This is a genomic window from Nocardioides korecus, assembly GCF_054778395.1.
The window spans coordinates 441,970-462,735 of sequence record NZ_BAAGZO010000004.1 but is presented as its reverse complement, the minus strand read 5'-3'; the positions used below and the strand labels follow the sequence as shown (position 1 = coordinate 462,735).

At 73.1% G+C, this 20,766-nt stretch carries 20 protein-coding genes and 1 pseudogene; 17 read left to right on the top strand and 4 right to left on the bottom strand.

Annotated elements, in window-relative coordinates; genetic code table 11:
* The 3 genes from ACYVDA_RS10715 to ACYVDA_RS10705 form a co-directional block, all read left to right on the top strand.
* On the top strand, window positions 1-487 hold a 487-nt coding region (locus ACYVDA_RS10715; RefSeq protein WP_460818141.1), incomplete at its 5' end, for a C40 family peptidase.
* Between the two features lie 65 nt (window positions 488-552).
* Window positions 553-2,499 carry an acyl-CoA dehydrogenase family protein gene (locus ACYVDA_RS10710; RefSeq protein ID WP_460818138.1) on the top strand — a complete coding sequence of 649 codons (1,947 nt, stop codon included), beginning with the start codon at window positions 553-555 and terminating at the stop codon, window positions 2,497-2,499.
* A gap of 29 nt (window positions 2,500-2,528) precedes the next feature.
* Window positions 2,529-3,212, top strand: a complete 684-nt coding sequence (locus ACYVDA_RS10705) for a class I SAM-dependent methyltransferase (RefSeq protein WP_460818136.1) — start codon at window positions 2,529-2,531, stop codon at window positions 3,210-3,212.
* A gap of 425 nt (window positions 3,213-3,637) precedes the next feature.
* Here ACYVDA_RS10705 and ACYVDA_RS10700 read toward each other — a convergent pair whose 3' ends face one another.
* A complete protein-coding gene (locus ACYVDA_RS10700; protein WP_460818133.1) occupies window positions 3,638-4,168 on the bottom strand; it encodes an inorganic diphosphatase in 531 nt (176 codons plus the stop codon).
* Window positions 4,169-4,243: 75 nt separating this feature from the next.
* Between ACYVDA_RS10700 and dacB the strand changes: the two genes are divergently transcribed.
* The 3 genes from dacB to tilS are packed head-to-tail and all read left to right on the top strand — an operon-like array spanning window position 4,244 to window position 7,783.
* Window positions 4,244-5,695 carry a D-alanyl-D-alanine carboxypeptidase/D-alanyl-D-alanine endopeptidase gene (gene dacB / locus ACYVDA_RS10695; RefSeq protein ID WP_460818131.1) on the top strand — a complete coding sequence of 484 codons (1,452 nt, stop codon included), beginning with the start codon at window positions 4,244-4,246 and terminating at the stop codon, window positions 5,693-5,695.
* Between the two features lie 50 nt (window positions 5,696-5,745).
* Window positions 5,746-6,780, top strand: coding sequence for a zinc-dependent metalloprotease (locus ACYVDA_RS10690; protein ID WP_460818127.1), 1,035 nt, complete (start codon window positions 5,746-5,748; stop codon window positions 6,778-6,780).
* A 4-nt stretch (window positions 6,781-6,784) separates the two neighbouring features.
* Window positions 6,785-7,783, top strand: a complete 999-nt coding sequence (gene tilS / locus ACYVDA_RS10685) for a tRNA lysidine(34) synthetase TilS (protein WP_460818125.1) — start codon at window positions 6,785-6,787, stop codon at window positions 7,781-7,783.
* Here the strand turns inward: tilS and ACYVDA_RS10680 are convergent.
* Window positions 7,780-8,817, bottom strand: coding sequence for an LLM class flavin-dependent oxidoreductase (locus ACYVDA_RS10680; protein WP_460818121.1), 1,038 nt, complete (start codon window positions 8,815-8,817; stop codon window positions 7,780-7,782). The genes tilS and ACYVDA_RS10680 overlap by 4 nt on opposite strands.
* Window positions 8,818-8,917: 100 nt before the next feature.
* Here ACYVDA_RS10680 and hpt point away from each other — a divergent pair, with 100 nt between their 5' ends.
* On the top strand, window positions 8,918-9,469 hold the full coding sequence (gene hpt / locus ACYVDA_RS10675; RefSeq protein ID WP_460818117.1) for a hypoxanthine phosphoribosyltransferase: 552 nt from the start codon (window positions 8,918-8,920) through the stop codon (window positions 9,467-9,469).
* Here hpt and ACYVDA_RS10670 read toward each other — a convergent pair.
* Complete coding sequence (locus ACYVDA_RS10670) at window positions 9,460-9,843, bottom strand: hypothetical protein (RefSeq protein ID WP_460818115.1); 384 nt, start codon at window positions 9,841-9,843, stop codon at window positions 9,460-9,462. The two genes, hpt and ACYVDA_RS10670, sit on opposite strands and share 10 nt — an antisense overlap.
* A gap of 99 nt (window positions 9,844-9,942) precedes the next feature.
* Between ACYVDA_RS10670 and ftsH the strand changes: the two genes are divergently transcribed.
* From ftsH to ACYVDA_RS10640, 6 genes are all read left to right on the top strand, one after another.
* Window positions 9,943-11,994 carry an ATP-dependent zinc metalloprotease FtsH gene (gene ftsH, locus ACYVDA_RS10665; RefSeq protein ID WP_460818113.1) on the top strand — a complete coding sequence of 684 codons (2,052 nt, stop codon included), beginning with the start codon at window positions 9,943-9,945 and terminating at the stop codon, window positions 11,992-11,994.
* Between the two features lie 32 nt (window positions 11,995-12,026).
* The gene (gene folE, locus ACYVDA_RS10660; RefSeq protein ID WP_460818177.1) at window positions 12,027-12,599 is read left to right on the top strand and encodes a GTP cyclohydrolase I FolE; all 573 of its coding nucleotides are present in this window, start codon (window positions 12,027-12,029) and stop codon (window positions 12,597-12,599) included.
* 80 nt (window positions 12,600-12,679) lie between these two features.
* The gene (gene folP, locus ACYVDA_RS10655; RefSeq protein WP_460818175.1) at window positions 12,680-13,489 is read left to right on the top strand and encodes a dihydropteroate synthase; all 810 of its coding nucleotides are present in this window, start codon (window positions 12,680-12,682) and stop codon (window positions 13,487-13,489) included.
* A gap of 267 nt (window positions 13,490-13,756) precedes the next feature.
* Complete coding sequence (gene folB, locus ACYVDA_RS10650) at window positions 13,757-14,176, top strand: dihydroneopterin aldolase (RefSeq protein WP_460818110.1); 420 nt, start codon at window positions 13,757-13,759, stop codon at window positions 14,174-14,176.
* Complete coding sequence (gene folK, locus ACYVDA_RS10645) at window positions 14,177-14,746, top strand: 2-amino-4-hydroxy-6-hydroxymethyldihydropteridine diphosphokinase (protein ID WP_460818106.1); 570 nt, start codon at window positions 14,177-14,179, stop codon at window positions 14,744-14,746. It abuts the gene before it with no gap.
* A 37-nt stretch (window positions 14,747-14,783) separates the two neighbouring features.
* Window positions 14,784-15,371, top strand: coding sequence for a DUF3180 domain-containing protein (locus tag ACYVDA_RS10640; protein ID WP_460818103.1), 588 nt, complete (start codon window positions 14,784-14,786; stop codon window positions 15,369-15,371).
* Between the two features lie 29 nt (window positions 15,372-15,400).
* Here the strand turns inward: ACYVDA_RS10640 and ACYVDA_RS10635 are convergent, their stop codons facing one another.
* Window positions 15,401-16,858, bottom strand: a complete 1,458-nt coding sequence (locus ACYVDA_RS10635; RefSeq protein ID WP_460818100.1) for an aromatic amino acid lyase — start codon at window positions 16,856-16,858, stop codon at window positions 15,401-15,403.
* Between the two features lie 193 nt (window positions 16,859-17,051).
* On the opposite strand from ACYVDA_RS10635, the pseudogene ACYVDA_RS10630 reads away from it, so the two are divergent.
* The 4 genes and pseudogenes from ACYVDA_RS10630 to ACYVDA_RS10615 form a co-directional block, all read left to right on the top strand.
* Window positions 17,052-17,774: pseudogene (locus tag ACYVDA_RS10630) on the top strand (ABC transporter ATP-binding protein); the annotation flags it as partial.
* Window positions 17,775-18,159: 385 nt separating this feature from the next.
* A complete protein-coding gene (locus ACYVDA_RS10625; RefSeq protein WP_460818098.1) occupies window positions 18,160-18,846 on the top strand; it encodes an ABC transporter permease in 687 nt (228 codons plus the stop codon).
* Window positions 18,843-19,652: an ABC transporter permease gene (locus ACYVDA_RS10620; RefSeq protein WP_460818095.1), complete on the top strand. Its 810-nt coding sequence runs from the start codon at window positions 18,843-18,845 to the stop codon at window positions 19,650-19,652. The genes ACYVDA_RS10625 and ACYVDA_RS10620 overlap by 4 nt, the downstream gene beginning before the upstream one ends.
* 152 nt (window positions 19,653-19,804) lie before the next feature.
* On the top strand, window positions 19,805-20,752 hold the full coding sequence (locus ACYVDA_RS10615; protein ID WP_460818093.1) for a glycine betaine ABC transporter substrate-binding protein: 948 nt from the start codon (window positions 19,805-19,807) through the stop codon (window positions 20,750-20,752).
* Window positions 20,753-20,766: the final 14 nt, after the last annotated feature.

Below are 20,766 nucleotides of genomic sequence, written 5' to 3'. Positions count from 1 at the left end.
GTCGCGCGCCGCGGCCGCCACGACCAGCGTGACGGCCAGCGCGGCGCGCCCCGACCCGGGCCCCGTCTACGTCCCCCCGGCCCCCGTGGCCGCGCCCGTGGTGAGCCAGCCCGCCCCCAGCCCCGCCGGTGCCGTGGCGCGGGCGATCGCCTACGCCAAGGCCCAGCTGGGCAAGCCCTACGTGTGGGCCGCCGCCGGGCCCGACAGCTTCGACTGCTCGGGCCTGACCATGCAGGCCTGGGCGCGCGGGGGAGTCGCGCTGGGGCACTACACCGGCGCGCAGTACGACCAGACCACCCACGTCTCGATGGCCGACGCCCGCCCGGGCGACCTGCTGTTCTTCAGCAGCAACGGCGCCCCGTCCGGCATCCACCACGTCGCGCTCTACCTCGGCGGCGGCCAGTTCATCGAGGCCCCGCACACGGGCGCCTTCGTCCGCTACAACTCGATCTACAACTGGTACCCCGACTTCGTCGGTCGCCCCTGACCCTGGGACCGCCCGCGTTCGCGGATCCGGTGACCGGGTGCACACCTGTACGGCACAGTGGGGCCATGCCCGAGGCCGAGCTGCTCACCGTCGACGTCCCTGCCCTGACCGCCCTGCTGGACGGTCGCCACGCCGAGGTCCGCGACCTCGTGCGCAAGAACCTCGCCGACGCGGCGAGCGTGCTGGACGACCAGCGCACGATGTCCACCGCCGACTTCCGCGAGCGGGTGCGCGAGGTGATCGTCGAGATGGCGCGCACCGGGGCGACCGGGCTCGGCTTCCCCACGGCGTACGGCGGGGGCGGTGACGTCGGCGCCTCCATCGCGGCCTTCGAGACGCTCGCGTTCGGCGACCTGTCGGTCCTGGTCAAGGCCGGCGTGCAGTTCGGCCTCTTCGGCGGCGCGATCCTGCACCTGGGCACCAAGCGCCACCACGACGCCTACCTGCGCCCGCTGATCCAGGCCGAGCTGCTCGGCTGCTTCGCGATGACCGAGTCCGGGCACGGCTCCAACGTCCAGCACCTCGGCACGGTCGCGACGTACGACGCCGACACCGACGAGTTCGTGATCACCACGACGACCGAGTCCGCGCGCAAGGACTACATCGGCAACGCCGCGGCCCACGCCACCCTCGCGGTCGTCTTCGCGATCCTCGAGATCGAGGGCGAGAGCCAGGGCGTGCACGCCTTCGTGGTGCCCATCCGCGGCGAGGACGGCGAGGACCTGCCGGGCGTGCGCACCGGCGACGACGGTCCCAAGATGGGCCTCAACGGCGTCGACAACGGCCGGCTGTGGTTCGACCACGTGCGGGTCCCGCGCGACAACCTGCTCGACCGCTACGCCGACGTCAGCGAGGACGGCACCTACACCTCGCCGATCGAGAACCAGGACCGGCGCTTCTTCACCATGCTCGGCACCCTGGTCCAGGGCCGGGTCAGCGTGGGCGGCGCGGGGATCTCGGCCAGCAAGGTGGCGCTCGCCATCGCGGTGAAGTACGCCCTCAAGCGCCGCCAGTTCGGCCCGCCCGGCACCGACGAGGAGGAGCTGCTCCTCGACTACGGCCTGCACCAGCGCCGGCTGCTGCCGCGACTGGCCGCGACGTACGCCCTCCACTTCGCGCAGCAGGAGCTGGCCGGCCAGCTGCACGAGGTGTTCAGCGACTCCGAGACCTCCGAGCGCGACCGGCGTGCGCTGGAGTCGCGCGCCGCGGGCACCAAGGCGCTGGGGACCTGGCACGCCACCGACACCATCCAGGAGGGCCGCGAGGCCTGCGGCGGCGCCGGCTACCTGGCGGTCAACCGGTTCGCGGCGCTCAAGGCCGACACCGACGTGTTCACCACCTTCGAGGGCGACAACCACGTCCTGCTCCAGCTGGTGGCCAAGGGCCTGCTCACCGACTACAGCACCAACTTCGAGGAGCTCGACCAGTTCGGGGTCGCCAAGTTCGTCGCCGACCTCGCGGTCGAGACCGTCATCGAGCGCACGGCCGTGCACAAGCTGCTCGAGCGGCTGCGCGACGTGCTGCCCACCGACACCGGCGACGACGAGTCGGGCTTGCGGGACCCCGACTACCAGCTGACCATGATGCGCTGGCGCGAGGAGCACGTGCTCTCCGGCGTCGCGCGCCGGCTCAAGCGGGGCATCGACTCCGGGATGGACCCGGTGCAGGTGTTCAGCCAGGTGCAGGACCACGTCATCCACGCCGCGCGCTCCCACATGGAGCGGGTGGTGCTCGAGAGCTTCACCGACGCCGTCGAGGCCGCCGTGTCCGGTGACCACGCCGACGCCGAGGTGCTGACCCGCCTGCGCGACCTGCACGCCCTGAGCGTGCTCGAGGCCGACCGTGCGTGGTTCATGGAGCACGGTCGGCTCTCCAGCCAGCGCAGCAAGGCGATCAGCCGCGAGGTCAACCGGCTGTGCCGCGAGATCCGCCCGGTCGCCGAAGACCTCGTCGACGCCTTCGGCATCCCCGCCGACCTCCTGCGCGCCGAGATGCTGGAGTCGGGCTACTGAGCCGCCGTCCCGCCCTGCGGCTGCCGCGGGTGCCCCGGCTGCCGGGCCTGGACCGGTTGCCCGGTCTGGGTGGCTGGAGCGAGGACCCGCTGTGGGGCCACGTCTACGACTGGTCGGTCGAGCACCCCACCGTGGGCGGCTGGATGTGGGAGGCCGGCATCGGCAGCGACCTCCGGCTGCTGCACGCCGCGACCGCCGAGATCGCCCGCCAACCGGCCGGGTCCTCGGTGCTCGACGTGCCCAGCGGCGGCGGCGTCGCCCTGCGCGGGCTGCGCCCCGGCCAGGGCGTGCGCTACGTGGCCGCGGACATCTCGGCCCGGATGCTCCGGCGCACGATCGCATCCGCGGAGCGGCACCGGGTCGCAGCCCAGGTCGAGACCGTCGTCGCCGACGTCGGCGCCCTGCCGTTCGCCGACGACGAGTTCGACCTGGTGGTCAGCTTCACCGGGCTGCACTGCTTCCCCGACCCGCTGGTCGCGACCCGCGAGCTGGTCCGGGTGCTGCACCCGGGCGGCGTGCTGACGGGCAGCGCGCTGATGAACGACACCGGCCTGCGCTACGAGCCCGTGCGCCGCGGCGGGCGTGCAGCCGGCCTCCTCGGCCCCGGCGTCACCCGCGCCGACCTCCGCTCCTGGCTGCGCGCCGGCTCCATGCACGACGTCACGATCACCACCTCCGGCGCGATCGCCTACTTCCGGGCGGTCAAGGCCTGAGGCCGTGCGCCGGCGGGAGGCCGCTGGGCGTCGTACGGCGGGACGGGTGACGGCCGGCGCGACCTCCGGCGTGCGGCGCGGGCCCCACTCCCACACTTTTGTGTAGCGGATGCAGCAGGTCGAGGTCCCGGACGCTGCAGTCGCTACACAGATGTGTAGGCGTCGAGTCGGTCGGGCGACCACGAGCAGCGTGGTGTCGCAGTGCCCACACTTTTGTGTAGGAGTTGCAGCGGATCGGGCGTCAGGTGCTGCATCCGCTACACAAATGTGTGGATCTCGCGGCCGGCAACCACCCACGCGCGCCACGGGAGGCGCGCAGTACCTCACCACCCGTACGCCGATCAGCAACGCGCGTGGTCAGCCAGCACAGCAGCACGCCCCACGGCGGGCGACCCCGGCCACCCGGAGCCCGGACCGGCGAGCGCTCAGTGAGCGGTCTCGGAGCCCTCGTCCTTGAGGCGCTGGAAGGACGCGCGGACCTCGGCCTCGGCCTCGGCGCGGCCGACCCAGTTGGCGCCCTCGACGGACTTGCCGGGCTCGAGGTCCTTGTAGACCTCGAAGAAGTGCTGGATCTCGAGGCGGTCGAACTTCGAGACGTGGTTGATGTCGCGCAGGTGCTCCAGGCGCGGGTCGTTCGCGGGGACGCAGAGGACCTTGTCGTCGCCGCCGGCCTCGTCGGTCATCCGGAACATGCCGATGGCGCGGCACTTGATCAGGCAGCCGGGGAAGGTCGGCTCCTGGAGCAGGACGAGCGCGTCGAGGGGGTCGCCGTCGAGACCGAGGGTCTCCTCGATGTAGCCGTAGTCCGCCGGGTACTGCGTCGAGGTGAAGAGCGTGCGGTCGAGGCGGATGCGGCCACTGTGGTGGTCGACCTCGTACTTGTTCCGCTCACCCTTGGGGATCTCCACGAGCACGTCGAACTCCACAGCTCTTCCTTCCAGCAGGCACCAGGTCACGCCTCCGCGGGCGCACGCGGGTTAGTGTCGCAGCACTTTGGTGGAACGGCACCCTCGAGGAGGTCAGGAGCCGCTGTGGGTGACCAACGCCACTCGCGGGCGCGTCCGTTGCGACGGTTCGCGGCCGAGATCGTCGTGCTCGCCCTGCTGGGGGCGGGTGTGGTGGCCTACCGCTTCGACCTGGGCGCGCGCTGGTTCGGGTGGCGGGCGATCGACCCGAGCTCCCAGCCCGCGTCGGTGCTCCCCCCGGTCGGGCTGCGGCTGCCCCGGGCCACGGCCGTGCGCCCCGTCGCCGGGGAGTCGGCCGAGACGACCCCGCAGGCCGCCCGGGTCGCGGCCGCCGTGCGTCCCCTCCTCGAGCGTGACGTGCTCGGCCGGCACCTCGCGGTGGTCGTCACCGACGAGCGCACCGGGCGGACCGTGCTGCGGATCGGCGCCCCCACCATCACCCCGGCCTCGACGGCCAAGCTGCTCACCACGACGGCCGCGCTCGACGTCCTCGGGCCGATGGCGCGCTTCACCACGACGGTGCGGTGGCTGCCGGCGACCCGCACGCTGGTGCTCGTCGGCGGGGGCGACCCGTTCCTGGCCAGCGCGCCCGGGTCGCCCGGCGCGTCGTACCCCCAGCGGGCGGACGTCACGACCCTCGCCCGCATCGTGGCCCGCCACCGCTCGACCCTGGGGCCGGGTCGGGTGCGGCTGGCGTACGACGACTCGGCCTTCACCGGTCCGGCCGTCAACCCCGCGTGGGCGCCCGGCTACGTGCCCGACGTGGTGGCGCCGACCAGCGCGCTGATGGTCGACGAGGCCCGCTCGCCGAGCGGCTACGGGTTCATCACCGACCCCGCCCCGGCCGCGGCGGCCGTCTTCCGTGCCCGCCTGGTGGCCGCCGGCCTCCGGGTGCGGCCGCAGGTGACCCGCCGGGTGGCGCCGCCGGACGCCCTCGACGTCGGCTCGGTGCGCAGCGCGCCGCTGGGCGAGATCGTCGAGCGCACGCTCGCGGTCAGCGACAACAACGCCGCCGAGGTGCTGGCCCGTCACGTGGGCCTCGCCGAGCGGCAGCAGGGGACGTCGTCCGCGGGCGCGGCCGCCGTCCTGGACGTCGTACGCCGACTCGGCGTCACCACCGCGGGCGACCGGCTCCTCGACGGCAGCGGGCTCTCGCGCGGCAACCGGCTCGACCCGGCCTCGCTGGCCGGGGCGCTCCGCCTCGCCCAGGAGCAGCAGCAGCCGACCCTGCGCCCGGTGTTCACCGGCCTGCCGGTCGCGGGCTTCACCGGCTCGCTGGCCGACCGGTTCGACGAGGGTCCGGCCGCCGCCCGCGGCCGGGTGCGCGCGAAGACCGGCACCCTGACCGGGGTGCACGCGCTGGCCGGCACCACGGAGGACCTGAGCGGCGCGCGGATGGTGTTCGTGGTCGTCGCCGACCGCGTCCCGCCCACCAAGGAGCTCGAGGCGCAGACGCTCGTGGACCGCATCGCCGGGGCGCTGGGGGCGTGCAGGTGCGGCGTAGGGTCCTCGTCATGACGAGCGGTGGGGGACGATCGAGCAGCGGACGACCTGACGGGCGATCCGGCATGGTCGACTGGGACCTCGCCGTCCGGGTCGGCTCGCGACTGGTCGGCGAGGGGCCCAAGGTCTCCGCCGCGGAGGCCCACGAGGCCGTCGAGGAGCTGCGTGCGGGAGCGGACCGCTCGACGCCGCTGGTCCGCGAGTTCACCGGGCTGGTCGCCACCGAGCGCAGCGCGCCGGTGCTGGTCGTCGACCGCCCGGGCTGGATCCAGGCCAACGCCGACGGCTTCGCCACGATCATCGCGCCCCTGGTGGAGCGGCTCCAGGAGAAGAAGGGTGCGCCCGGCCCCGTCGCCGAGGCGATCGGCTCGCGGATCACCGGGGTCGAGCTCGGCACGATGCTGGGCTTCCTCGGCTCCAAGGTGCTGGGGCAGTTCGACCCCTTCCACGACCAGCCCGGCGAGCAGGGTCGACTGCTGCTGGTGGCGCCCAACATCGTGCACGCCGAGCGCGAGCTGGGCGCCGACCCCCACGACTTCCGGCTCTGGGTCTGCCTGCACGAGGAGACCCACCGGGTGCAGTTCACCGCCGTGCCGTGGATGACCGACCACCTGCGCTCGGAGATGGACTCGATCATCGGCAGCGTCTCCACCGACCCGGCCCAGCTCGTCGGCGACTTCGTCAAGAAGATCGGCGACCTGGTCTCGGGCCGCACCGACGGCTCCCTGATGGACCTGTTCTCCAGCCCCGAGCAGAAGGCCGTGGTCGACCGGATCACCGGTGTGATGAGCCTGCTCGAGGGCCACGCCGACGTGGTGATGGACGGCGTCGGCCCCGAGGTCATCCCCAGCGTGGCCGAGATCCGGGCCAAGTTCACCGAGCGCCGCAAGGGCGTCGGCGCGCTCGACCGGCTGATGCGTCGGCTGCTGGGCCTGGACCAGAAGATGGCGCAGTACCGCGACGGCGCGATCTTCGTGCGCCACGTGGTCGACAAGGTCGGCATGGACGGGTTCAACGCCGTCTGGTCCGAGCCGGCCCACCTGCCCTCCAAGACCGAGATCCTCGACCCGCAGCTGTGGGTCGCCCGCGTCCACGGCTGATCGCGTGGGGCAGCACCCGGCCCTGACGGCGGTCCGCTCGGCCGTGCGCCGCAGCCTGCGCGACCTCGAGCCGGGCGCGACCGTGCTGGTCGCCTGCTCGGGCGGGGCCGACTCCCTCGCGCTGGTCGCCGGGGCGGTGGCCGCCCGCGAGCGTGGCCGCTGGCGCGTGGTCGGCGCGACCGTCGACCACGGCCTCCAGGAGGACTCCTCGGCCCAGGCCGACCGCGTGGTGGAGCAGATGGCCGCGATCGGCGTCGACGAGACCGTGCGCGCCCGGGTGTCGGTGCAGGAGCGGGGGACGGGGCCGGAGGCGGCCGCCCGGGAGGCCCGCTACGCGGTGCTGACCGAGATGGCCACCCACTTCTCCGCCTCGGCCGTGCTGCTGGGCCACACCCTCGACGACCAGGCCGAGACGGTGCTCCTGGGGCTGACCCGGGGAGCCGGGGCCCGGTCGCTATCGGGGATGCGGCGCTCCTTCGAGGTCTTCCGGCGTCCGCTGCTCGACCTGACCCGCGCCGACACCGAGACCGCCTGCCTGGTCCAGGGTCTCGAGCCGTGGCAGGACCCCCACAACGCCGACGACCGGTTCACCCGGGTGCGGGTGCGCACGACCGTGCTGCCGCTGCTGGAGCGCGAGCTGGGTCCCGGCGTCGCCGCCAACCTGGCCCGCACGGCCGACCAGCTGCGCACCGACACCGCCTACCTCGACGAGGTGACCGACGCCGCCCTGCTCGACGCCCTGCGACCCGACGTGCCGGGCGGTCTCGACGTCGGGCGGCTGCTCGCGCTGCACGAGGCGGTGCGCCTGCGGGTCCTGCGGCTCGCGGCGCTGGGCGCGGGCGCGCTCCCGGCCGAGCTGTTCACCGTGCACCTGCTCGAGGTCGACGCCCTGGTCACCGACTGGCACGGCCAGAAGTGGGTCGACCTCCCCGGCCACCTGCGCGCCGTGCGCCGTGACGGGGTGCTGGTCCTGGAGCGGACCCGGTCGACGCCCGAGGACTAGAGCGCGTCGGCGAGCAGGCGCAGGGTGGCCTCGCGGGCCGGGGCGGTGCGGGGGTCGGTGCCGGCCAGGGCGCCGGCGACGGGGTGGACCATGACCTCGTCCACGTCGTACGTCGTGGCCAGCTCGCGCACCTGCTTGGACGACTGCTCCGGGTCGCCGACGACCCAGCGGGTCAGCATCGACTCCGCGAGCGACCGGTGCGCCTCGGGCAGCGGGTCGGCCTCGGCCTCCTCGACCGTGCGCTGCGGGGTCAGCTGGCCGCCGGTGCGCAGCGCGACCATCGAGTGCAGGTTGGGCAGCACCAGCCGCCGGGCCTCCTCGGCGGTCGTGGCGACCACCGCGTTGACGGTCAGGAACGTGCGCGGTTCGGCCAGCGCCGCCGACGGTCGGAAGGTCGAGCGGTAGAGCTGCAGCGCCTCGGCGGTGCCGTGCCCCGAGAAGTGGTGGGCGAAGACGTAGGGCAGGCCCTTCTCGGCGGCCAGCCGGGCGCTGTAGTCCGAGGACCCCAGCAGCCACACGTCGGCGACCGAGGTCGGCGCGGGCGTCGCGTGCAGCGCGTGGGTGCGGCCCTGCACCTGGAGCCCCACGCCGCCGGGGCTCATCATCGCGACCACGTTGTCGAGGTAGGAGGGGAAGCGGGAGACCGCGTCGTCCTCGACGCCGCCGGCGCCGTGGCGCAGCGCCCAGGACGTGACCGGGTCCGAGCCCGGCGCGCGGCCGATGCCGAGGTCGATCCGCCCGGGGAACGCCGCCTCGAGGAGCGCGAACTGCTCGGCCACCACCAGCGGTGCGTGGTTGGGCAGCATCACGCCGCCCGAGCCCACCCGGATCCGCTCGGTCGCGGCGGCCAGCATCGCGATCACGACCGGCGGGTTGGTCGCGGCGACGGCCGGCATGTTGTGGTGCTCGGCCACCCAGTAGCGCTGGTAGCCGTGCTCGTCGGCCACGCGGGCCAGGCCGCGGCTCGCGGCGAGCGCGTCACCCGTGGTCTGGTCGGAGCGGACGGGCACGAGGTCGAGGACGGAGAGCTGCATGGAGGGTTGAACGCCGTACGCCGCCGGGACCTTCCCGATCGCGCGATCCCGCCGGTGACCGCCGGAGCACGGACCCGGGACCTGTGACAGGCTGCACCCCATGGACGCAGCCGACGTCGACGGTGACCTCGTCAACATCCTCTTCACCGAGGACGACATCCGGCGGCGGCTGGGGGAGATGGCCCGCCAGATCGAGCAGGACTACGAGGGTCAGGACCTCCTGATCGTCGGGGTGCTGCGCGGAGCGGTGATGGTGATGGCCGACATGGCCCGCGCCTTCTCCCGCCACCTCGAGATGGACTGGATGGCGGTCTCCTCCTACGGCTCCGGCACCAAGAGCTCGGGCGTCGTGCGGATCCTCAAGGACCTCGACACCGACATCAGCGGGCGCCACGTCCTGATCGTCGACGAGATCATCGACACCGGCCTGACCCTGAGCTGGCTCACCGCCAACCTGGCCTCGCGCAGCGCCGCCTCGGTCGAGATCTGCACCCTCCTGCGCAAGCCCGAGGCCCTCACGATGCAGGTCGACGTGAAGTACGTCGGCTGGGACATCCCCAACGAGTTCGTCGTCGGCTACGGCCTCGACTACAACGAGAAGTACCGCAACCTGCGCGACATCGGCACCCTGGCCCCGCACGTCTACAGCTGAGGGCGTCCCGCCCGGTCCAGCACCTTCTGGAGCGACTCGGCCCGCACGCGGAGGCGGGACGACATCCGACCGAACTCCGCGACCCGCGTGCTGGCCCCGTCCTCGTCGGCCGTGCGGGTCTCGACCGCCCAGGCGTCCGCGAGGTCGGCGGCGGCGAGCCAGAGCGCGACCGCCTCCTCGACCACGGTGCGCACGATCTCGACGTCGTGCTCGCCCGAGCGCAGACCGGCGTCGACCAGGTCCTGGAGGTCGCGGGTGCGTCGCGACGAGACCTCCTGACCGGCGAAGGAGAGGATCCAGGCGGCCAGTCCGGCCGCGGTCAACGACGGGCCGAGCAGGCGTTCGGGCAGGACCACGGTCTGGGCTGCCTCCACGCCCTCCATGATGGCCGAACCGACCCCATCGGGAGACCGAGTTGACAGGAGTCGTGCAGGCGGTGCACGAGGTGTGGACCCACCTGAGAGGATGACCGGGTGAAGAAGTTCGTACGTAGCCCCTGGCTGTGGATCGTCGTCGCCGTGGTCGGAGTCCTGCTCGCCCTGCAGTACCTCGTGCCGAACGGGGGTTACAAGGAGATCGACACCTCCGAGATGGTCTCCAAGATCCAGTCCGGGGCGGTCAAGGACATCACCTTCCGCGACGGCGGTGAGCAGCAGATCCAGGCCACGCTGGACAACGGCGACAAGGTGATGAGCACCTGGGTCAACGGCCAGCAGGTCGGCCTCGTCCGCCAGGCGCAGCAGCAGTACGCCAAGGGCACGATCGAGCACTACACGGTGCAGAACCCCCAGCCCAGCGCGCTGACCTCGCTGTTCTTCAGCCTGCTGCCGATCCTGATCATCATCGGCCTGTTCCTGTTCCTGATGAACAACATCCAGGGCGGCGGCGGCAAGGTCATGCAGTTCGCCAAGTCCAAGGCGAAGCTGATCAGCAAGGACATGCCCAAGACCACCTTCGCCGACGTCGCCGGGTGCGAGGAGGCGATCGAGGAGCTGGGCGAGATCAAGGAGTTCCTCCAGGAGCCCGCCAAGTTCCAGGCCGTCGGCGCCAAGATCCCCAAGGGCGTCCTGCTCTACGGCCAGCCCGGCACCGGCAAGACCCTGCTGGCCCGCGCGGTCGCCGGTGAGGCCGGCGTGCCCTTCTACTCGATCTCCGGCTCGGACTTCGTCGAGATGTTCGTCGGCGTCGGCGCCTCCCGCGTCCGCGACCTGTTCGAGCAGGCCAAGGAGAACGCCCCCGCGATCGTCTTCATCGACGAGATCGACGCCGTGGGTCGTCACCGCGGCGCCGGCATGGGCGGCGGCCACGACGAGCGCGAGCAGACCCTGAACCAGCTGCTGGTGGAGATGGACGGCTTCGACGTGCGCGGCGGGGTCATCCTGATCGCGGCCACGAACCGCCCCGACATCCTGGACCCCGCGCTCCTGCGCCCGGGTCGCTTCGACCGCCAGATCAGCGTCGACGCCCCGGACCTCAACGGTCGCGAGCAGATCCTCAAGGTCCACGCCCGCGGCAAGCCAATGGGCCCCGACGTCGACCTGGTCTCCGTCGCACGGCGTACGCCGGGCTTCTCCGGCGCCGACCTGGCCAACGTGCTCAACGAGGCCGCCCTGCTGACCGCTCGCGAGAGCAAGAAGCAGATCGACAACTACGCCCTCGACGAGGCGATCGACCGCGTCATCGCCGGCCCGCAGAAGCGCACGCGACTGATGAGCGAGAAGGAGCGGCTCATCACCGCCTACCACGAGGGCGGCCACGCCCTCGTCGCCGCGGCGCTGCCCGGCACCGACCCCGTGCACAAGGTCACGATCCTGCCGCGCGGGCGGGCCCTGGGTTACACGATGGTGCTGCCCGACGAGGACAAGTACTCCCAGACCCGCTCGGAGATGCTCGACCAGCTCGCCTACATGCTCGGCGGCCGCGCCGCGGAGGAGATGGTCTTCCACGACCCGACCACCGGCGCCGGCAACGACATCGAGAAGGCCACCTCGCTGGCCCGCGCGATGGTCACGCAGTACGGCATGACCGAGCGCCTGGGCGCGATCAAGCTCGGCGAGACCCAGGGCGAGCCGTTCCTGGGCCGCGACATGGGGCACTCGCGCAACTACTCCGAGGACGTCGCCGCGACCGTCGACGACGAGACCAAGAAGTTCCTGACCACCGCTCACCAGGAGGCCTTCGACATCCTCGAGGAGAACCGCGACGTCCTCGACGCGCTGGTGCTCGAGCTGATGGAGAAGGAGACGCTCGACAAGGCCCAGATCGCGAAGATCTTCGAGCCGCTGCGCCGCTTCCCGGTGCGCGCGGCCTGGACCGGTTCGCCGACCCGCAACCCCTCGGACATCCCGCCGGTGGTGATCCCGGAGAAGATCCGGATCGCCGCGGGCCAGGGTGCTGCCCCCGAGCAGGACCAGGGGGCCGTGGTGATCGGGCCCGGCTCCGGCGGCGACCTGCACGGCGGTCCCTCCAGCAACGGCGGGCCCACGCAGCCGCCGGCGCCCGGGGGCGGGAGCACCACGGCGTGAGCATCGACCGGGTGGGCCAGGGCCAGGGGGCCGTGGCCCCGTTCGACCACGACCGGGCGACCGCCGCCGTGCGCGAGCTGCTGTTCTCCATCGGGGAGGACCCCGACCGCGAGGGTCTCCAGGACACGCCGGCCCGGGTGGCGCGAGCCTGGGCCGAGCTGACCGTCGGGCTGCACCAGACGCCCGACGAGGTGCTGACCACGACCTTCGACATCGGCCACGACGAGATGGTGCTGGTGAGCAACATCGAGCTCTGGTCGATGTGCGAGCACCACCTGGTGCCCTTCACCGGGGTCGCCCACGTCGGCTACATCCCCAGCACGGACGGCAAGATCACCGGGCTGTCGAAGCTGGCCCGGGTCGTCGACGTCTTCGCCAAGCGCCCCCAGGTGCAGGAGCGGCTCACCACCCAGGTGGCCGACGCGGTGGTGCGGATCCTCGAGCCCCGCGGCGTGATCGTCGTCATCGAGGCCGAGCACCTGTGCATGACCATGCGCGGGGTGCGCAAGGCCGGCGCCCGCACGATCACCTCCGCCGTGCGCGGGATGATGCACCAGCCCGCCACGCGCGCCGAGGCGATGTCGCTGATCAACGCCTCGCGATGACCGGCCCGGCAGGCCCCTCGGGACCCGCCGACCCCGGAGCCTGGGCGGCGGGGCTGCCGGTCCTCGACCGGCCGCTGGTGATGGGGATCGTCAACGTCACCCCCGACTCCTTCTCCGACGGCGGTCAGCACGCCACCACCGAGGCGGCCATCCGGCACGGGCTGGCGCTGCGGTCCCAGGGCGCCGACGTGGTCGACATCGGGGGTGAGTCCACCCGTCCCGGGGCGACCCGGCCGCTGGTGGCCCAGGAGCTCGGCCGCGTCGTCCCGGTGATCCGGGCCCTGGCCCAGGAGGGCGTCGCGGTCTCGGTCGACACGATGCGCCACGAGGTCGCCGCCGCCGCGCTCGAGGCCGGCGCCGTGCTGGTCAACGACGTCTCGGGCGGGCTCGCCGACCCCGACGTGCTCCGGGTCGTGGCCGAGCACGGGTCGGCGTACGTCGCGATGCACTGGCGGGCGCACTCGATCGAGATGCAGCACCACGCGGCGTACGACGACGTGCTGGTCGAGGTCCGTGACGAGCTGGCCCGACGGCTCGAGGACGCCGTCGCGGCCGGCGTCGACCCGGACCGCCTGGTCGCCGACCCGGGGCTCGGCTTCGCCAAGACCGCGGAGCACAACTGGGAGCTGCTCCAGCGGCTGCCGGAGCTGGAGAGCCTCGGCGTGCCCGTGCTGGTCGGGTCCAGCCGCAAGTCCTTCCTCGGGCAGCTGCTGGCCGGCCCCGACGGCTCCCCGCGGCCCGTGCTCGACCGCGAGGCCGCCAACGTCGCGCTCACCACGATCGCCGCCGTCCAGGGCGTCTGGGCCGTGCGCGTCCACGAGATCCGCGGCAGCCTGGACGCGATCCGGGTCGTCACCCGCTGGCTCGACCTCGGCCCCACCGCCCCCTGAGACGACCAAGCGGGGACCCAGCCCGGGAGCCCAACCCGATCTACATGCCGCTCCGCCGCTGCCCGCGCCCGCCCCGGCCCCTCGCCGGCCGGTCCTGCGTGGGCCCCTCGGTCGCCAGACGAGCCTCCTCGGCGACCACACGCGCCTCCTCGGCCGCCAGGTGGGCCTCCTCGGCGGCCAGGTGGGCCCCCTCGGCGGGGTGGGGGGCGGGGCCGTGGGCGGTCCCGGTGCCGGGGGCACAGCGACGCCGGTAGGGTCGGACGCACCATGACCCTCTCCGACACCCCTGCCATCGCGGGCCGCACGGACGGCCCGAGCCGCACGGCCCGGCCCGACCGGCTCGCCGTCCGCGGGCTCACGGTGCGGGGTCACCACGGGGTCTTCGACTTCGAGCGCCGCGACGGCCAGGACTTCGTGATCGACCTGGTCCTCGGGCTGGACACCTCCGGGGCCGCCGCGAGCGACGACCTGGCCGACACCGTGGACTACGGTGCGCTCGTCGACCAGGTGGTGGCGGCCGTGGCCCACGACCCCGTCGACCTCATCGAGACCCTGGCCCAGCGCATCGCCGACACCTGCTTGCACGACCCGCGGGTCGGTGACGTCGAAGTCACCGTGCACAAGCCGCACGCCCCGATCCAGGCGACGTTCACCGACGTCGCCCTGACCATCAACCGGAGCCGATAAGTGACCGAGTCCCCGAACCCGAACATCGTCGACGCCGACAGCCTGACCGGCGAGATGCACCCGATCCGACGCGGCGTCATCGCCATCGGGTCCAACCTGGGCGAGCGTCGCAGCAACCTCCAGGGCGCGGTGTCCTCGCTGGGGGAGACCCCCGAGGTCTGGCTGACGTCGGTCTCCCCGGTCTACGAGACCGACCCCGTCGACTCGCCCGAGGGGTCGCGCCAGTTCCTCAACGCGGTCGTCCTGTTCGACACCACGCTGTCGGCGCGCACGCTGCTCGAGCGCGCCCTGGCCGTGGAGTCGGCGTACGGCCGTGAGCGCGGGGGCGAGCAGAACTCCCCGCGCACCCTCGACGTCGACCTGATCGTGCTCGGCGACCGTCGGGCCGACGAGCCCGACCTGGTCCTGCCGCACCCGCGCGCCGGTCAGCGCGCCTTCGTCCTCGCCCCCTGGCACGACGTCGAGGACGACGCCGAGATCCCCGGGGTCGGGTCCGTCGCCGAGCTCCTCGAGCAGGTGGGCCGCGACGGGATCACCCGCCGCGACGACATCGAGCTCGAGATCGGCTGACCCCGGCCTCGACGGCACCGGCAGGAGGACCAGCACGATGAGGACGCCCGGTCAGCGCCGGTCCGGCGCACGCCCGTCCGTCGACGCCGCTGCCCGCGTCGACCGTTCCGACCGGCCCTCCGACGGTCCCGGCGACGGCCCGGGCGACGGTCCCGAGGGCCCCGGCGGTCCGGACGGCGGTCGCGTCGGCCCGACGGGCCACCGCACCCTGGTGGTGCTGCTGCTCGTCGGACTCGTCGGCGGGTGGGCGCTGCGGCCCCTGGCCCTGCGCGCGGGCGTCGTCGAGCCCCGCATCGGCTGGGGCACCATCGGGCTGATTCTGTTCCTGGCCGCCGCCGTCGGCGTCACCGCGTGGACGACCCGGCGCACGGTGCGCCGCGAGCGGTTCGCGCTGGCCCACCACCAGGCCGTCAACCGGCTCGCGCTGGCCCAGGCCTGCTCGCTGGTGGGGGCGCTGCTGCTCGGCGGGTACTCCGGCTACGCCCTGGCCCAGCTCGGGCTGAGCGACCCGTCGGCCGAGAGCCGGCTGCTCCATGCCGGCGCGGCCGCCGTCGGCTCGGCCCTGCTGCTCGGCGCGGCCCTGCTGCTCGAGCGCGCCTGCCGGGTCCCGGGGGACCGCTCCTAGGACCTGCGTGAGGCCGCGGTCGGCCGGTCTCAGGGGCCAGCGGGACGGCGTACGGCGTCGGCGTGGTCGGCCAGGTGGTCGACGAGGTCCTCGGCCAGCAGCAGGTCGGAGGTGAGGTCGCGGTCGTGCATGTCGGGGACGCCGCCGTCCCGCTCGTCGAGGTAGGCCAGCACCGGCAGCAGGGCCGGGGGGTGGCGGTCCTGCATCCGCAGGCACCGCAGGGCCGCGACCAGCTCGCCGGCCAGCACCGCCCGGTAGCGCGAGACCGCGCCGAGCGCCTGCTGGGCCGCGAGCGTGGCGAAGGACGCGTCCTCCTCGACGCCGCGCGACAGCGTGACGACCTGGGTGCCCGCCGGGGTCGCCAGCGCGCGGAGCTCGGCCAGGGCCGAGGCGGCGCTGTACTCGACGATCATCACCCCCGAGGCGGCCGGGGTGCCGTCCCCCAGGAACGGGTGCATGCCGGTGTACGCCGGCTCGGCGAGCATCGTGAGCCGGGCCAGGCTGAGCTGCGCCGACTGGGCCAGCGCCAGGACCAGGGCGTCGAGCGACTGCACCAGGTAGGTGGCGTGGAAGGCCCCGTGGTGGGCCACCCCGAGGGTGGCCGAGACGATCGGGTTCTCCGAGGGCGCGTTGGTCATCGCCACCACGACCTGCTCGGCGAAGGCGATCCGGTCGCTGAGCGCGCCGTGCACCTGCGGGAGCGTGCGCAGCCCGAAGGGGTCCTGGATCCGGGCCGGCGGCTCGGCGTCCTCGCCCGGGTCGGTCAGGGCCCGCAGCGTGCTGCAGACCCAGCGGGCCCCGGCGAACGGCGTGGCGACCTCCACGGCCGGCGAGAACGCCTCCACGTTGCCGCGGGCGGCGGCGAAGGCCATCGCCGCGATCACCAGCGAGCTGCGGGCCAGGCGGTCGAGGTCCGCGACGGCCAGCGCGGCGTCGGCCAGGACGGCGGCGTTGCTGGACATGAAGGTCAGGGCGTCCCCGGCGCCGAAGCCGACCGTGGTGCGCACGGGCGGCTCGCTGGGCCGCTCCCCGGCGAGCACCAGCGCGGTCGTGGCCAGCGCCGCGAGGTCGGCGGTGCCGACGCTGCCGCCCTCGCGCACGGGCGGCAGGGCCCCGAGGTTGATCATGTCGACCAGGGCGTCCAGGACGCGGGGGTCGATGCCGTTGCCGTCGGCGGCGAGCTGGTTGAGGCGGATCGCGAGCATGGCGCGCACCCGGGGGGCCGAGCGGCGCTCGCCCGAGCTGGTCGCGTGGGAGCGCAGCAGCTGGCGGGCCTGGGAGGCCGGGTCGGGCAGGACCACCTCGCGGTTGGCGCCCACCCCGGTCGAGCGGCCGTAGACGGGTCGGCGCGCGGCGATCTCGTCGGCGTACGCCCGGGAGGCGGTGACCCGCTCCCGCGCCGACGGGTCGAGGCGCACCGGGGCGCCCTGGCGCGCCACCGCCACGATCTGGTCCAGGGTCAGGCCGGAACCGTCGACGAGCGTCACGCGCGCCACCTCCTCAGGGTCGTTCGGGGGTCCTCCGACGGGGTGCGCAGGACGGGCTGCCCGGCCCGCCGGGGCGCAAAGCATCCGGGCTCATTGACTTACGTGTCATATTCTCATCCGGTGCGGGTCACGCTCCCGCACCTGAGCCGCCGTACGGGCTCTGGTCAGGCCGTCCTGCAGGAGAGAGCTCCCCGTGATCCGCTTCGACCGCGCCACCAAGCGCTACCCCGACGGCACCGTGGCCGTCGACGAGCTCGACCTCGAGGCCCCCACCGGCCAGATCACCGTCCTGGTGGGCCCCTCGGGCTGCGGCAAGACCACCTCGCTGCGGATGATCAACCGGATGATCGAGCCCAGCGCGGGCACGGTCTGGATGGACGACACCGACACCGCGAGCATGCCGACCCACGAGCTGCGCCGCCGGATCGGCTACGTCATCCAGCACGCCGGTCTCTTCCCGCACCGCACGATCGTGGACAACGTGGCGACCGTCCCGTTCCTGCTCGGCACCGACAAGCGCGAGGCGCGCTCGCGGGCGCTGGAGCTGCTCGAGCGCGTCGGGCTCGACCCCGCCTTCGCCAAGCGCTACCCCGCCCAGCTCTCCGGGGGGCAGCAGCAGCGCGTCGGGGTCGCCCGGGCGCTGGCCGCCGACCCGCCGGTGATGCTGATGGACGAGCCGTTCTCGGCCGTGGACCCCGTGGTGCGCGAGCAGCTCCAGGAGGAGTTCCTGCGCCTCCAGGGCGATCTGGGCAAGACGATCGTGTTCGTCACCCACGACATCGACGAGGCGATCAAGCTCGGCGACCAGGTGGCGGTCCTGCGGGTCGGGGGCACCCTGGCCCAGCTGGCGCCGCCGCACGAGCTGCTCTCGCGCCCCGTCGACGCGTTCGTGGCCGAGTTCGTCGGCCGCGACCGCGGCTACCGGGCGCTGGGCTTCACCGGCGGCGACTCGCTGCCCGTGGCGACCGAGCGCACCGTCACCGTCGGCGACCCGGTGCCGCGCGACCAGGGACTGGTGCTGGCCCTCGACGGCGAGCGTCGTCCCCAGGGCTGGGTCGACGGGCACGGCCGGGCCGACACGGTCAGCGAGGACGAGCTGCTGCGCGGCGGGACGCTGGCCACCCAGGGCGGCAGCCTCCGGGCAGCCCTGGACGCCTGCCTGTCCTCGCCGTCGCGCCGCGGCGTGGTCGTCGACGACGAGGGTCGCCTGCTCGGCTCGGTCACCGCCCGCCAGGTCCTGGACCTGATCGAGCGGGAGCCCGCGGAGAGTGCGGCGGCCCCGGTGGAGAAGGAGGCCTGAGGTGGACTCCTCCAGCTCCTCCCCGCTGTGGTTCTGGGGCTACTTCCTGGACCACCGGGCCCAGGACCTGGGCTGGCTGTGGGACCACACCTGGCTCTCGGTCGTGCCGGTCGTCGTCGGGCTGCTGTTGGCGCTCCCGCTGGGCTGGCTGGCCAGCCGCTACTCCTGGGTCTACCCGCCGATGATGTCGATCACCGGCCTGCTCTACACGATCCCTTCGATCGCACTGTTCGTGCTGATCCCGCCGCTGCTCGGCCTCGACGTGCTGAGCCCGCTCCAGGTCCCCATCGCCCTCAGCGTCTACTCCACCGCCCTGCTGGTCCGGGTGGTCGCCGACGGCCTGGGGTCGGTGTCCTCGGAGACGCTCCAGGCGGCGACCGCGATCGGCTACACGCCGGTCGGGCGGTTCTTCTCCGTGGAGCTGCCGATCGCGGTGCCGGTCATCACCGCCGGGCTGCGGGTCGCGATCGTGGCCAACGTGAGCATCGTGGCCGTCGCCGGCACGATCGGGATGGACAACCTGGGCCGGCTCTTCGACCAGGGATTCACGCTCTCGGTCGACCAGCCCTACTACCCGCCGATCGTGCTCGGCATCCTGCTGTGCGTGCTGCTGGCGCTGGTCCTGGACGCGTTCGTGCTGCTGGTCGCGCGCCTGCTCACCCCCTGGCGTCGGGCGGTGGCCCGATGATCGGCGACACCTTCGGCTGGCTGACCGACCCGGCCCACTGGCGCAGCACCAACTTCGACACCGGCATCTGGGGCCAGCTCGGCGCCCACGTCGGGTTCTGCCTGATCGCGCTGGCGATCGCCCTGGTGATCGCGCTGCCCCTGGGCCTGTGGATCGGGCACACCGGGCGGGCGACCTGGCTGATCACGGTCGCCAACGCCGTGCGCGCGCTGCCGACGGTGGGCGTGCTGGTGCTGCTGGTGGTGGTGATCGCCCCGCACTTCTACGGGCGCACCAACGCCGGCTACCTGATCCCCACCGAGATCGTGCTGGTGCTGCTCGCGATCCCCCCGATCCTGGCCAACACCTTCGCCGGCGTCCAGAACGTGTCCCCGGCCGTGCGCGACGCGGCCTTCGGGATGGGGATGACCGGGCCGCAGGTGCTGACCCGGGTCGAGCTGCCCAACGCGCTGCCCCTGATCTTCTCGGGCTTCCGGTCCGCGACGCTCCAGGTGATCGCGACGGCGACCATCGCGTCGTACGTCACCCTGGGCGGGCTGGGTCGCTTCATCTACGACGGCCTCGCGCAGAAGGACTACCCGCAGATGATCAGCGGGGGCCTGCTGGTCGCCGCGCTGGCGCTGGCCGCCGACCTGCTGCTCGCGCTGCTCCAGCGCGCGACCGTCTCGCGGGGTGTCTCCGGGCGCACCCGCCGCGACACCGGCTCCCGCTCGGGCGGCCCGACCACGGGTGCGTCCGAGGCCGGCTCCGAGGGCGACGCGCGCTCCGGCGTGCTCGTCGAGGAGCTCACGGCCGAGGGGCGGTGAGACGTCGACGTCCGAGAAGACCCGTCCAGCGCGTCCAGCCCCCGAACCCCACCGCACCCCACCCGCATCCTCGTCCGCCCAGCGGACCCGGTCCCGACCTGTCGGCGCCGGACGGTAGACACGTCCAGAACAGCCCACCCAGGAGAGAAGCCATGAAGACCAAGCTCATCGCCGTCGCCTCGCTCGCGACCGCCCTCACGATGGGTCTGTCCGCGTGCGGCAGCAGCTCGTCGTCCTCGTCCGGCAGCGGCGGTGGCGGCGGCAGCACCGTCGCCAGCCAGATGATCTTCGGCGGTCCGCCGGAGTTCAAGACCCGCACCGACGGCATCCCCGGCCTGGAGAAGAACTACGGGGTCACGTTCGGCAAGTACACCGTCACCGACACCGGTGGCCCCGTCACCGTCAACGCCCTCAAGCGCGGCCAGGTCGACGCGGTGGACCTGTTCACCACCGACCCGGCCATCAAGGCCAACGGGTTCGTCATCCTCTCGGACCCCAAGAGCAACTTCGCGGCGCAGAACGTCGTCCCGATCATCAACAAGGCCAAGGCCAGCGACGGCGTCAAGCAGGTGCTCAACGGCATCTCGGCCAAGCTGACCACCTCGGGCCTGGGCCAGCTCATCGGCCAGGTCGCCAACGACAAGAAGGACCCGGCCGCGGTCGCCGCCGCCTGGCTGAAGTCCAACGGCCTGGACGCGAGCGGGACCTCCGCCTCGGGCACCACCCTGACCGTGGGGTCGGCCAACTTCCCCGAGAACGTGATCCTGGCCGACATCTACGCCAAGGCGCTCGAGGCGCAGGGCGCGACGGTCTCGACCAAGCTCAACATCGGCAGCCGGGAGAAGTACTACCCGGCGCTGAAGTCCGGGTCGCTGGACCTGTTCCCGGAGTACTCCGGCACGATCCTGACCTACCTGGACAAGAACGCCACCGCGACCAGCCCCACCGACGTCGCCGCGGCGCTCGCCAAGGCCCTGCCCGCCAACCTGGTGGCGCTCAAGACCTCCCAGGCGCAGGACAGCGACGCGGTGGTCGTGACCAAGCAGACCGCCCAGAAGTACAAGCTGAAGTCGATCGCGGACCTGGCCAAGAAGGGCTGACCCGCCTACTCCTC

Coding starts and splice junctions, on each gene's coding strand:
- ACYVDA_RS10710 (WP_460818138.1), top strand. CDS start 553: ATGCCCGAGGCCGAGCTGCTCACCGTCGACGTCCCTGCCCTGACCGCC.
- ACYVDA_RS10690 (WP_460818127.1), top strand. CDS start 5,746: ATGGTCGACTGGGACCTCGCCGTCCGGGTCGGCTCGCGACTGGTCGGC.
- ACYVDA_RS10680 (WP_460818121.1), bottom strand. CDS start 8,817: ATGCAGCTCTCCGTCCTCGACCTCGTGCCCGTCCGCTCCGACCAGACC.
- hpt (WP_460818117.1), top strand. CDS start 8,918: ATGGACGCAGCCGACGTCGACGGTGACCTCGTCAACATCCTCTTCACC.
- folP (WP_460818175.1), top strand. CDS start 12,680: ATGGGGATCGTCAACGTCACCCCCGACTCCTTCTCCGACGGCGGTCAG.
- folB (WP_460818110.1), top strand. CDS start 13,757: ATGACCCTCTCCGACACCCCTGCCATCGCGGGCCGCACGGACGGCCCG.
- ACYVDA_RS10640 (WP_460818103.1), top strand. CDS start 14,784: ATGAGGACGCCCGGTCAGCGCCGGTCCGGCGCACGCCCGTCCGTCGAC.
- ACYVDA_RS10620 (WP_460818095.1), top strand. CDS start 18,843: ATGATCGGCGACACCTTCGGCTGGCTGACCGACCCGGCCCACTGGCGC.
- ACYVDA_RS10615 (WP_460818093.1), top strand. CDS start 19,805: ATGAAGACCAAGCTCATCGCCGTCGCCTCGCTCGCGACCGCCCTCACG.